Source organism: Corynebacterium guaraldiae, assembly GCF_053480195.1.
This window is the reverse complement of the sequence record NZ_JBRBAU010000006.1, coordinates 106,263-118,438: the sequence shown is the minus strand read 5'-3', so window position 1 is coordinate 118,438 and position 12,176 is coordinate 106,263. Positions and strand designations below refer to the sequence as shown.

12 protein-coding genes are annotated in these 12,176 nt (G+C 60.5%); 7 read left to right on the top strand and 5 right to left on the bottom strand.

Annotated elements, in window-relative coordinates; all coding sequences use genetic code 11:
* Positions 1 to 26 precede the first annotated feature (26 nt).
* Both ACUY3D_RS06395 and ACUY3D_RS06390 read left to right on the top strand, forming a co-directional pair.
* Positions 27 to 422, top strand: a complete 396-nt coding sequence (locus tag ACUY3D_RS06395; protein ID WP_070525025.1) for a hypothetical protein — start codon at positions 27 to 29, stop codon at positions 420 to 422.
* Positions 355 to 933, top strand: coding sequence for an HAD-IA family hydrolase (locus ACUY3D_RS06390; protein ID WP_070533490.1), 579 nt, complete (start codon positions 355 to 357; stop codon positions 931 to 933). Before ACUY3D_RS06395 ends, ACUY3D_RS06390 begins: the two co-directional genes overlap by 68 nt.
* Here ACUY3D_RS06390 and ACUY3D_RS06385 read toward each other — a convergent pair.
* On the bottom strand, positions 930 to 2,006 hold the full coding sequence (locus ACUY3D_RS06385) for an ROK family protein (protein WP_070561685.1): 1,077 nt from the start codon (positions 2,004 to 2,006) through the stop codon (positions 930 to 932). The genes ACUY3D_RS06390 and ACUY3D_RS06385 overlap by 4 nt on opposite strands.
* A gap of 98 nt (positions 2,007 to 2,104) precedes the next feature.
* Between ACUY3D_RS06385 and ACUY3D_RS06380 the strand changes: the two genes are divergently transcribed.
* The 3 genes from ACUY3D_RS06380 to ACUY3D_RS06370 all read left to right on the top strand — a co-directional run bounded on the left by ACUY3D_RS06380 (position 2,105) and on the right by ACUY3D_RS06370 (position 5,763).
* On the top strand, positions 2,105 to 2,674 hold the full coding sequence (locus ACUY3D_RS06380) for an LOG family protein (RefSeq protein ID WP_010188269.1): 570 nt from the start codon (positions 2,105 to 2,107) through the stop codon (positions 2,672 to 2,674).
* A gap of 70 nt (positions 2,675 to 2,744) precedes the next feature.
* A complete protein-coding gene (locus ACUY3D_RS06375; RefSeq protein ID WP_101736511.1) occupies positions 2,745 to 4,406 on the top strand; it encodes a DUF885 domain-containing protein in 1,662 nt (553 codons plus the stop codon).
* Positions 4,407 to 4,512: 106 nt separating this feature from the next.
* A complete protein-coding gene (locus ACUY3D_RS06370; RefSeq protein ID WP_070533481.1) occupies positions 4,513 to 5,763 on the top strand; it encodes an ATP-binding protein in 1,251 nt (416 codons plus the stop codon).
* Here the strand turns inward: ACUY3D_RS06370 and ACUY3D_RS06365 are convergent.
* Positions 5,743 to 6,795, bottom strand: a complete 1,053-nt coding sequence (locus ACUY3D_RS06365; RefSeq protein ID WP_369821998.1) for an AbrB family protein — start codon at positions 6,793 to 6,795, stop codon at positions 5,743 to 5,745. The genes ACUY3D_RS06370 and ACUY3D_RS06365 overlap by 21 nt on opposite strands.
* 16 nt (positions 6,796 to 6,811) lie before the next feature.
* Between ACUY3D_RS06365 and ACUY3D_RS06360 the strand changes: the two genes are divergently transcribed.
* On the top strand, positions 6,812 to 7,588 hold the full coding sequence (locus ACUY3D_RS06360) for a TSUP family transporter (RefSeq protein ID WP_420869348.1): 777 nt from the start codon (positions 6,812 to 6,814) through the stop codon (positions 7,586 to 7,588).
* On the opposite strand, the gene ACUY3D_RS06355 is transcribed toward ACUY3D_RS06360, so the two are convergent.
* Genes ACUY3D_RS06355 through ACUY3D_RS06345 form a run of 3 tightly spaced genes read right to left on the bottom strand, consistent with a single transcriptional unit; the run spans position 7,585 to position 11,553 of the window.
* Complete coding sequence (locus ACUY3D_RS06355; RefSeq protein ID WP_101736509.1) at positions 7,585 to 9,780, bottom strand: ATP-dependent RNA helicase; 2,196 nt, start codon at positions 9,778 to 9,780, stop codon at positions 7,585 to 7,587. The two genes, ACUY3D_RS06360 and ACUY3D_RS06355, sit on opposite strands and share 4 nt — an antisense overlap.
* A gap of 7 nt (positions 9,781 to 9,787) precedes the next feature.
* The gene (locus tag ACUY3D_RS06350; RefSeq protein WP_230307917.1) at positions 9,788 to 10,387 is read right to left on the bottom strand and encodes a sugar O-acetyltransferase; all 600 of its coding nucleotides are present in this window, start codon (positions 10,385 to 10,387) and stop codon (positions 9,788 to 9,790) included.
* 23 nt (positions 10,388 to 10,410) lie between these two features.
* Positions 10,411 to 11,553, bottom strand: a complete 1,143-nt coding sequence (locus ACUY3D_RS06345) for a Fic family protein (RefSeq protein WP_070520323.1) — start codon at positions 11,551 to 11,553, stop codon at positions 10,411 to 10,413.
* Positions 11,554 to 11,635: 82 nt separating this feature from the next.
* On the opposite strand from ACUY3D_RS06345, the gene ACUY3D_RS06340 reads away from it, so the two are divergent.
* Positions 11,636 to 12,172: an NADPH-dependent FMN reductase gene (locus tag ACUY3D_RS06340; RefSeq protein WP_070683127.1), complete on the top strand. Its 537-nt coding sequence runs from the start codon at positions 11,636 to 11,638 to the stop codon at positions 12,170 to 12,172.
* Positions 12,173 to 12,176 lie beyond the last annotated feature (4 nt).

Here is a 12,176-nt window from a genome sequence, read left to right as displayed (position 1 = left end):
CCTGCGGTTGGTGGGAGAATTTTTTTATGACTACAACGCGCCTCATGCTCATCTGCGGTGCCCTTGCCGGGCTAGCGATTGCATTGGTCGGTGGCATGTGGCTGGCGGCAACGAACATGGCTCTGGGAACTTTTTTCTTCGCCCTCGCCGTGATGCTCGGCCCATTTGCGGGCCTCGCCCTCTTATTGTGCGCCGCCGCGGCGGCGACGGCGCTGAGCCGCTCCCTGTTTAGCGTGGGCGGGCTATTCCTCGTGGGGGCAACCTCGACGCTGTGGGCGCATGGCACACTATCGCTTCCGCTCTTCGTAGCGGGCACGCTGACTGGCGCTCTTGCGGTCTGGCTACACTGGGCGCATGGCCACTTTGCTCTTCGACCTCTACGGCGTGCTCATGCGGTCAGCTACGCCCGTCGGGAACGCTGAGCTGGAGGATTACCTCCGTCCCGACAATGTAGAGCACTTTTGGTCTCTTTATGAGGAGTTTCGCCCTGCATATGACGCTGGGCACCTGAGCGATGCGCAATACTGGGGCCGCATTCGCGCGCTGGCCGGTCTCGCTCCTTTTGATGTCAGTCACGCCATCGAATTGGATACCGAGCACCTGCTGGTAGCCGACGAAGAAATGGTTCGTGCGGTCCTAGGGTTTATTGGCCAAGGCCATAGTGTTGGCATCCTGGCGAATGTGCCAGCGGCATTGGGAACCAGGATCCGCCAGACGCAGCCTTGGCTGGAAGAATGCGCCGCCGTGACGCTGAGCTGCGATATCGGGGTGGCCAAGCCGGATCCGGAAGCCTACCTCGTGGCCGTGGATGCCCTCGGGGCCCAGGCCAAGGACACCCACTTCTTCGACGATCGGCCGGACTTCGTCGCCGGTGCTCAGCACCTTGGGCTCAAGGCCCACCTTTTTACGGGAATTACTTCAATCCCCTTTTAGGCAGCTTTGGCCTCGCGACCGAGATCGAGCGGCACGCGCAGCAGCGGGTCCAGCGCCACAGCGCGGGTGCAGGCGCGGACAATCTCGGTGTGCGAGGGAATCATGCGCAGCTCCACCGGGTGGTCGGTGGCCTGGCGTACAGCGGAAGCAAAGAGCTTCGGCGCTGCCGGATCATCTGAGAAGGCTCCGCCGGCTACCACGAGGGTGTCCGGTTTATGCTCAGCCAAAAGCTCAGCGGCGGTGGCGCCGAGGGAGCGTGCGCGGTCGTCGAGAAGCGCTCGCGTCTCATCGTCAGCGTTCGCAACCACGTCTGGGAAAGACTCCTCACCTGTCACATCGAGCACCGCCTGCGTAGCGAGAGAGTCAGGGTCATCGATGTCGAGCTGCACGATCTCATCGCCGACTGTGAGCGCAGCACCGACGGAGTCATCCGCGTAGAGCACCATGACGGGCTTCTCCGCCCCCATCTCTGTCGACTGCGTCTCTGAGCCGAGGATCGCCGGGATGACGGAAGACACAACTACCGGAACACCGAACTGATACTCCAGGCGGCTGGCGATGTCCATTTCGTCCCACCCCAGGTTGTGGGCGGTGATGCGCCCGGCCTCGTTGACGCTGCCGGAGGTGGTCACGCCGACTGACACCAAGCGGCGATCCAGGCCGGCCATGAGGCGATTAACGCCAGCGATGATGTGCTCGATGACGTCACTCGCGCTCAGGCGAGAAACCGGTGTAGCCACGTCTTCCTCGCGGAGCGTGCGTCCTTGCGTGTCAAAGAAGGCGATGTGGGTAAAGGCGGTACCGACGGCAATGCCGGCCAGCATCCAGTCATTATCCGCTACCTCCAAGGGCACTGTGGGGCGCCCGCGACCGCGGGACTGCGTCAAATCCGTGCGCTGGCGGATCAGTCCAGCACCCAAAAGCGCGGCGGTGGCGCGGGTGATTGTGGGCTGGGAGAGTCCCGTGGCTTCGACAAGCTCACTGCGGGTGACAACGGGGTTGAGTCGAATGATGTGGAGGCACTTCGCCGCTGGGGTGCGGGGGCGCGTGAACACGGGACCGGATTTAATCATGGCGTCAAGTATAAATTCACCAGACCGCATTGTCTAATAGAAATTAGGATTCAGTAGACATCATGGTCTAGAAATGCGCCTGCGATAGAGTGATACCCATGGATTCTGTTGCTGTGTACTGCGGCTCCGCCGCCGGAAACTCTGAGGCCTATAGCCAAGCCGCGCACCATTTGGGGGAGGAGCTCGCGCGCCGAAACCTCACCCTGGTCTATGGCGGTGGTGACGTAGGCCTGATGGGTATCGTTGCGGACTCCTGCCTTGCCGCCGGCGGAACCGTCATTGGAGTAATCCCGCGCCAGCTCGTCGATTACGAGCTTTCCCACCAGCGGGTAACCCAGCTCGAGGTGGTCGACACCATGGCCCAGCGCAAGACGCGCATGGAGGAGCTCGCCGATGCCTTCGTGTGCCTGCCGGGTGGCGTGGGGACCTTGGAGGAGCTCACCGAGGTCCTCACCTTGCAGCAGTTGGGGAACATCGATGGCCCGGTGGGACTCGTAGACGTGAACGGCTACTGGCAGCCGTTTACAAAAATGTACTCCGCAATGGTGCAGGAGGGGTTTGTTCAAAAACGCTTCCTCGATGCGCTCGTGGTCAATGCCGATCCAGCTGAAGTGCTGAACGAATTCGCATCCTGGGTGAGCCCGGGTAGCAAGTGGAGCAACAATTAGCTAACAACCTGGTAAATAAGGCGGCGCCGGGTTGGCCCAAAGCCCCAGATCTTCGTTAGACTTCGCCCTTATGAGTTTTGACCAGAACGCAGAGCGCCAGCCTTCGCTGCTGGACGCGTCGTGCGATAACTTCGTCCACGACCTCGCGCAGCTCACGCCCACCGATGCCACCGCGTGGGGAATCCCCGGCTTCGATGGGGAGCTGGAGGATTTCTCCCCGGAGTACTACTCCTCCGTGGCGGATCGCACCCGTGAGATGATGGCGGATCTCGATGCACTCGATGACACCACCGACGAATCCGACGATGACGACGATTTCGACGAGGTGGACTACGTCACCGCCGCCGTCTTGCGCGATCGCCTCTGCTTGGATCTTGACCTGCACCATGCTGGCGAAGACATCCGTTGCCTCAACAACATTGCCTCCCCGGTGCAGACCATCCGCGACACCCTCATGCTGATGCCGAAGGACACTCCGGAGCAGCTTGATGCATTGCGTTCGCGCCTGTCGAAGGTGTCGGCCTCCCTCAACGGCTACAAGGAGTCCCTCACCGAGGCGGCGTCGCGTGGCATGGTGGCGCCCCAACGCCAGATCTCGGAAGTATTCGTGCAGAGTGAGCGGCTTGCCGACGCCGGCTCCATGCTCGAGGACCTTGGTGTGGAGGGCCCCGAGGTGGACGCGGCCAAGGAAGCCTTCGGCGAATTCGCCGATTGGCTTTCCAACGAGCTGCAGCCGCAGGCCCCATCCCAGGACGCGGTGGGACGCGAGCGCTACGAGCGCTTCTCCAGGCTTTTCGTCGGGGATGCCGTGGACCTCGATGAGGCTTATGAGTGGGGCCTGGATCAGGTGCGTTCCATCAAGGCGGAACAAGAAAAGATCGCCCACGAGCTCTACGGCTCCGACGTGACGGTCCGCGCCGCGATGCGCAAGCTCAACGAGGAGGAGCGCTACCAGCTCCACGGCACCGACGCGCTGGTGGAGTGGATGCAGTCCACCGCGGATCGCGTCATTAAGGACCTCGACGGCACCGCCTTCGATATCCCGGAGGCCGTTAAAGAAATCGAGTGCTGCATCGACCCGGCCGGCACCGGCGGTATCTTCTACACCTCGCCGTCGGATGACTTCTCCCGCCCCGGCCGCATGTGGTGGTCCGTACCGTCTGGTCAGGAGCTTTTCCACACCTGGCAGGAGCTGACCACTGTCCACCATGAGGGCGCGCCGGGCCACCACCTGCAGATTGGTGCCGCGCTGACCCAGCCTGACCTCAATCTGTGGCGCCGCGCGGTGACCTGGAACTCCGGCCATGGTGAAGGCTGGGCTCTCTACGCGGAAGCACTCATGGCGGAGCTGGGTTACATGGATGACCCAGGTTTCCGCATGGGGCTTCTCGACGCCCAACGTTTCCGCGCCGCCCGCGTCGTGGTGGACATCGGACTCCACTTGGGTAAGCCTTTGCCGGATTGCAACACTTCCGGTGTCTGGGATAAGTCCCACGTCAAGACCTTCATGCGTGAGAACACCGCGATGGATGATGCCAACCTCTCCTTCGAGGTCACCCGCTACCTGGGTTGGCCGGGTCAGGCTCCGTCTTATGCCTTGGGCCAGCGCCTGTGGCAGCAAACCCGCGACGCTGCGGTGGAGCAGGGCATGGAAGTACGCGATTTCCACTCCCAGGCATTGGCCCTAGGCTCTGTGCCGATGTCGATCCTGCGTGAGACAATTCTGGACTAAAACCCCAGGTCGCTTCTTAGACTCTTGGATTTATCCACACCTGACTCTTGGATTTATCCACACCTGACTCTTGGATTTATCCACTTGTCGGGCTAACATGCGTGGTATGTACCTGCCCCGAATCGTTGATGCAGAAGTCGAGAGAGGGCTCCGTGTTTCGGGAGCCCTCTTCCTCAAAGGCCCCCGTGCAAGTGGGAAAACATCAACAGCACGCCAATTCGCAAAGTCCGTCATTCAACTTGACCGTGACTCCCCAGAAGCAAACCTTGCGCGCATGCAACCGGCTTTGGGGCTTCAAGGGGCGCGGCCGCGGCTTATTGATGAGTGGCAGGTTGTCCCTGCTATCTGGAATGAAGTGCGCCATGCAGTTGATGACTCACCGGAGAAAGGACAGTTTCTCCTTACAGGCTCCTCCACGCCCAATGACGATGCCACCAGGCATTCGGGCGCAGGCCGTATTCGTTCTATTCAATTGCGCACGTTGAGTTTGGCAGAGCGAGAACTTGCTGCTGAGCGGGTATCACTGGGCGCCATCATTGCTGGCAATCAAGAGCCTACAGCCGGGACGGACGCCACCGTGGCGGATTATGCCCGATGGATTGTTGCTGGTGGTTTTCCGGAGTTCTTTGACCTTGATCCGCTCGACGCGCAGGAAGGGATGGAATCCTACCTCACGGAGATGAGCGAGCACGATTATCCGGAGCTTGGCGGACCGCGCCGCGATCCGCGCCGTTTCCAGTCTTTCCTTCATGCCTATGCCGGACTAGTTGCCCAGCCGGCCACCGCTGCAGCGATTCGTAAACGCATAGGAGAACTCAGCAGCGCTACCTCGACACCAGCCGCAGAAACTGTGAACGTCATTCACGATTTTGCTACGCGCCTCTTCCTTATTGAGGATCAACCAGCTTGGTCACCGCGTACGAGGTCGAAGACTTCCATGGTCCAAATGCCTAAACGCCAGCTTGCCGATCCCGGTTTGGCTGCTGCTTTGTTGGGAACGGGTCCAGATAAACTGCTTGGGGATTTAGAGACATTAGGCATCCTCTTCGAGGCGCAACTTGTGCACGATCTGCGCGTCTATGCGCAGGCACTGCGTGCGCGCGGAGTATTCCACCTGAGGGATATGAAGGGGCGCGAAGAAATTGATGCAGTAGTGGAGCTTCGAGATGGTTCGTGGGTGGGATTTGAGGCGAAACTTTCGCACAACGAGGTCGATGCAGCGGCAGCACACCTTAAGCACGTAGCCGCTAAGCTTTCTTCGCCTCCAGCAGCGCTGATAGTTGTGATTCCCAGCGGTCCAGCTTTCCAACGTCCGGATGGGGTCTGGGTGGTACCACTAGCGGCGCTTGCGGAATAGCCCCAGAATCTGCGGCAGGTAGCCGGCGATGACCAGCACGATGATGAGTCGGATAATCTGCACGGCCACCACGGCGGGACCCGCCCCTCCTTCTGCGGACAGCGCGAGAACCGTCTCCAGCGCGCCGGGCGAGGTGGCGAGGTAAGCCTCAAAGTAGGTGATGTCCAGCCATGCGGTCAATGGCAGGGCGGTCAGCGCACACACGCCGATGACCACGACAATGAAGAGGATCGTCGCGGGCAGCTGCTTGGCGAAGGCCCGCAAGGCCGGCACGGAAAGCCCGCCACCGCAGACCCAGCCGATGGACATGAATGCCATGATCTTGAACACGTAGAGCGGCTCCAAAGTGTGGCCGGCTGGGATAATCTGCGCGACCAGCACCGTCAAGATGAGCGGACCTAGCACCGCAGCCGCAGGCAAACGCACGAGCTTGCCTAGCTTCTCACCAACCACGGCGATAGCGAGGGTCAGCAGCACAATCCACCACGTGACCTCGCCGTCAACGCTCATGTCGACGCCTTCGCCCGCAGGAGCATCTAACAAAGAAACCACCAAAGGGAGCGATACCGACACCGCCAGAAGGCGCAGATATTGCGTCAGCGCCACGTAGCGGTAGTCCGCACCCAGCTCGCTAGCCAGCGCGGGCATGAGCGAGGCCCCGCCGGGCAGCATGGATAAAATGCCCGTCTCCCAGGAAATATCCTTCGGCTGTGAGCGGTGTAGCAGAACACCGCCGGCGACACCGATAAGCACGGTGATAAGGGACATCGTCACCGCAGCCGGCACAAAGCCAATGAGGGTGGAGGCAGGCACAAGAGTCAGCGGTATGCCCGCCATCATTCCGATGAAACCGCGAGCGACAGCATAGAAGCGATCGTTGACGGTGAGTTCCTTGCCCGTCGTCAGTGCCATGGCGCCGGAGACCACGATGGCGCCCAGAATCCAGGCGGCGGGCACGTGCAGGTAGCTGAATACTGCCCCGAGAGCCACAGATCCCGGGGCAACGATGGCCCACCTTGCACGCACAGACATGCAATCGAGTTTAATGATGGTCATGGGCTTTGGATTGAGTGGTTGGGCGATTCTCACTATTGGAGCTGCCGTGGCCGGATGGATCGACGCCGTTATTGGTGGCGGCGGCCTCGTCCTTATTCCGCTCATCATGGCGGTGGCACCGCAGCTTGCTCCCGCCGCCGCCCTAGCCACAAACAAGGTGGCGGCGGTATCTGGCACAGCGTCAGCGGCCATTACGCTCGTCAAGAAAGTCCGCCCGCCGAAGGGTGAGCTCATCCGTATGGGCCTTCTTGCCCTTGCATGCTCCAGCCTCGGCGCCACGGCGGTCGCGCTCATCGACAAAGACATCATGCGCCCAGTCATCATCGTGCTCATGGTGGCGGTGGGTACCTTCGTTGCTTTCCGTCCAAGCTTCGGAAGCGGCGAAGGAGAGGGAATCCGCGGCGGTTGGCGCACGTGGGCGGGGTTAGCCGCCGTGGCGGCCATTGCCTTCTACGATGGCGTCTTTGGCCCCGGCACCGGCATGTTCCTCATCATGGCATTTACAGCCATCTTCTCCCAGAACTTCCTTACTTCCGCCGCGATGTCCAAGGTGGTCAACACGTGCACCAACGTTGGCGCGCTCATCGCCTTCATTCTGGGCGGGCACGTGGTATGGGGCCTGGCCTTAGTTCTGGCAGCAGCAAATATCCTCGGCGCGCAGCTGGGCGCGCGAACCGTCCTCGGCGGCGGCACCAAGCTCATCCGCTATGCACTCCTCACGCTCGTCGTGGTGATGAGCGTGTACCTGGCCTGGCAGCAGTGGGGTTAAATCCGGTTCTTCGTCTTTGCGGTTGCTACCGCATTCCACGGGTCCTCGGGCCACGGGTGTTTGGGGTAGCGCCCGCGCATGTCGGCGCGCACCCCGGCATAGGGCCCGGACCAGAAGCTGGCCAAGTCATCGGTCACAGCAAGCGGCCGCCCGGCGGGAGACAGTAGATGGAATTGCACGCGGTGGCCGCAGTATTCGGGGGACTCCGCCAAACCAAAACACTCCTGCAACTTGATGGAAACCACCGGGCGCTCGCCGGACCAATCAATCTTTGCATCACGCCCGGACGGCACCGGCAAACGCTCCGGCGCGAGCTCGTCCAAGCGGCTGGCTTCGGGCCACGGAAGCAATCGTTGCAGCGCCGGATACATGTCTGGGCGCCCGCCAATCGCCAACTCATGCAGCTCCGGATCCAGCCACTCAAGGTTGGCATTGTCGATATCTGGCCAGGGCTCTCCGTAGGCCCGATACAGATGCCGCAGACGTTCCCGCAGGTTCTGGGCCTTCTCGCTGAAGTGGAACAAGCTTAAGCCCTGTCCGGACTTGCGCAGTGCCTCCACCGCCTCATCGCCGGAGACCTTCACTGGCGTCTCCGACAACACGATGGCACCTGCCGCACGCACGCGCACGCCGCGGACCTTGGAGCCGTCGAGAAACGCTCGCGTCTCCTCCGTGACGCCGACGATCTCGAGCGCATCCTTGTCCGCGATAGGCACTGCTTCACGAATGACGGCGTTACCGGATTGCGCCAACGACACCTCAGCCACCGCCAACCAGTCAGCTCCCTGTTCACCGTTGAGTAGCCGCGCGCGGGTACCGCTCGCTAACAAGTACTCCTTGTCACCCACGCGCTTAGCCACGAACTCTGGGAAAGCGGTAGCGACCACCACGCCTGGGTCCACCGGCCCCTTGTCGGGCACCAGGCGGGCAAGCCGCTTCGGGTCCGAATCATCCAGACGAGCAATCGTGCGTGCTGCCCCCGCACCGTACTTCAACAGTGCCGCGCCCCATCGCGGGTGCACCGGCAAAAGCGCCAACTCTTCAGTGGCATGAAGCAGATCTAGGGTGCGGTGGGCGTCGGCAAGCGCGGCCTTCGGCGGTTGATCAAGCAAGGGGAAGTCCGGTCCCGCGCCCCAACAGTCCATAAACAGCGCTGCCTGCGTGAGGTCCGCGGAAAGGATTTCTGGAATCACGTGCGGAGAAAAGTGCTGGTAATCCTCCTGCGAATAGCAACGGACGACGGTACCCGGCGCCTCACGCCCGGCACGTCCAGCGCGCTGATCGGCGCTGCTTTTCGACGTCGACACCGTCACCAACCCACTCATCCCGCGCTGCGCATCCCGCTTGGGAACGCGGGACAATCCAGCATCGATGACGGTGCGCACGCCCGGCACGGTCAGCGAGGACTCCGCAATAGACGTCGCCACCACGATGCGCTGTTCTCGCGTATACAGGGCCGCGTCCTGCTCCTGCGTGGTTTGGCGGCCGTGGAGTGGGAAAACGTTGTGGCCGCTCAAGGCATCACACACCAGGTTGACCTCGCGCACACCCGGCACAAAGACCAGAGTGGACTCGTGCTGCCGCGCGGCAACCTTGGCCACGCTTTTCCAAAAGTCTCGATCGCCCGCGGCACGTCCCGGAATCGGTTCATAGGAAATGTCGAGCGGGTACGTTACGGCCTCGGTGGAATGGATCGGCGCCCCTCCCATGAGCTGGGAGAAGCGAGAGGCGTCGACAGTCGCGGACATGGCAATGACCCGGAAATCATCGCGGAGCTGAGCCAACTCCAAGCACATGCCCAGCACCAGATCGGTATCGAGCTGGCGTTCATGCACCTCGTCGATGGCTACGGAATCAACACCAGTGAGTTCCGGATCCCGCAACAGTCGGCGTAACAAAACACCTGGGGTAACAAACTCGACGTCCGCGCCTTTGCGGGAATCACCGCGCACCGCATAGCCGATGCGCTGGCCTGACAACTCCTGCAAGCGGTTGGCCGCGGCACGCACCGCCACGCGGCGTGGTGCGGTGACGAGAACCTTGCCGTTTGCCTGGTTCGCCAACGCCGGCGGAACGAGCGTGGTCTTACCCGTGCCGGGCGGGGCCTGGACGACGACGTGGCCTTCGGAAGGAAGCGAATCAATAGTCTCTAGGACGGGGAGTCCTTTGCCGATCGCCTTGAGATCAAACATCGAGATCCTAGCGCTCCCACCTATCTTCGTTGTCCTCCAGCTTGCGCACCACACGTCCCGGTGAGCCCAAGACCAGCGAGTTATCCGGGATATCCTTAGTCACCAGCGTGCCCGCTCCCACGACGCAGTTCTTGCCGATTGTCACGCCCGGCAGCACAGTGACATTGGCACCAAACCACGTGTTATCGCCGACGCTGATAGGTTTCGCAATCTCCCAACCTTCTGCTCGCATCTCATGGTCGTTGACAGGATGCCCCACGGTAATAAGCGAGCAGTTCGGACCGATCATGACGTGATTTCCGAGGGTTACAGGCGCCTGCGCCAGGATCGTCGCGCCAAAGTTGATGAAGACGCCCTTTCCGATGGTCACATTGCAGCCATACTCCAAGTTGAGCGGGACGTGCAGCCCGGGAACCTCGGACTCGGGCGAAAGCAGCTCTCGCAAGATCTCCTTCGCGCGCTCTGGGTTGGTGTTGTGCAGCTCATTGAGCTCCTTGACCAGCAGGAAGCCGCGTCGATGTTCGGCGCTGACCTCCTCGTTGACACCGGGCATGAACCACTGCCCGCTGGTCATGCGCTCAAAGGATCCTTCGTCTGGGTGATGCATGTCAGCCATCCTATTCCCTCGTCTTAGTCTCGAGTCAGAACATCGAGAGCGGCACGGTGAAGGAAAACCTTGGAGCGGCCTTGTTGGATTTCTTCGAGGATTCCTAAATCTACGAGATGTGCCAGCCACGCGCTGGCAGTTTGGCGTTTGACGAAGCCCATCTCTACCACGTCAGTAATGCGTACATAGGGCTTGATAAGAATGAGCTCGGCCATCTCGAGGGGATGGTTAATCACGCCCGCAGAACGTATTCGTTGCGCAGTGTTTTCCTGGATAGCCCGAAGCTGGGTAATCATCGAGGAGGCGTCGGCAGCCGCTGCGTGAACGCCGCGGATCATAAAGAGAAGCCAGTCTTGCCATGCTCCCTTGGCTGTAACAGCGTTGAGATAGCGATAGTAGTCTGCTTTGTTGTCGACGATATACCCGGACAGGTATAAAACCGGCAGCTCAAGAAGATCTTCTTGAATGAGGTAGAGGACGTTAAGGATTCGTCCAGTGCGCCCATTGCCATCGTAGAAAGGATGGATTGCTTCAAATTGATAGTGAAGCAGTGCCATCTTTACGAGGGAATCAACGTCGTGGCTGCAATATATATAGTCCTCCCACGCTGCGAGATGGCCCTCGATAATCTCCTTTCCTTCAGGTGGGGTGTAGAGCCGCTCCTTCGTTACAGGGTTACCGATAAATGTGCCCGGAAGTGAACGCACCTCGGCCTGAGTATCTAGAAGGGTGCTGCATACGATTTTTGCCGTCTTCTCGGATAGAGGTCGCTGCGATAGCGAGGAAAGTCCAGCGTGGAGCGCGGCGTTATAGCGAAGAGCCTCCTTGGTGGCAGGAGTCGGCTCAGCATCGACGTGCCACGCCGCACGGAAGAGCTCGTCATTCGTGGTGACGATGTTCTCAATCTCGGAGGAAGCACGAGCCTCACGCAGTGGAATCGTTGAGGTGATGATCTCCGGGTTGGGAATGAGCTGGCAGGCCGTACGCAGTTCAGCCAGTTTTTCCTTAGCATCGATGATGGCCTTAAGCACGGGAACGGTTTCCACCACTTCTGCTGGTGGGAGGGGCGGAAGCCCATTGTAGGGGGTGTCCGGGCTATAGGTTGGCATGGTAAAAGAATAGACATGTTGAGCGGATATGTCGATTTTTTCTAGAATTTTCGACATATCTGGGTGACTTGTCGATTGCGTCGACATATCGGCGTACCCTCAGACGTTGACGCGTTAACAAATTAAGAAAGGTACTTTAATGGCGAAAATCGGCATCATCCTCGGCTCTACCCGCGACGACCGCGCCGGGCTGGCCATCGCCCAGTGGGTCACCGACCTCGCTCAGGGCCGCGACGTGGACTACGAGCTCATTGACCTCAAGGCTTTCGATGTCCCGATCCTCACCACCTCTGTCATTCCTATGGCGGCAAACAAAAACTACGAGGACCCGAATGTGCAGGCCTGGTCCGATGCTATCGATTCCTGCGATGCCTTTATCTTCGTCACCCCGGAGTACAACCACTCCGTGCCGGGCGCGTTCAAGAACGCCGTTGATTCCCTCGGTGCCGAGTGGGTAGGCAAGCCGATTGCTTACGTGGGCTACAGCTTCAGCGGCGGCATCCGCGCGGTAGAGGCGTGGCGCCTTATCATGGCGAACTTCTCCATGCCGCAGCTGCGCACTCAGTTGGATATCTCGCTAAATACCGACATGAAGGATGGCACCTTCACCCCGGCTGATTTCAAGAGTGGAATCGTCGAAAACATCTGCGCCGAGCTGGAAGAAGCCCTATCCTAGGGCG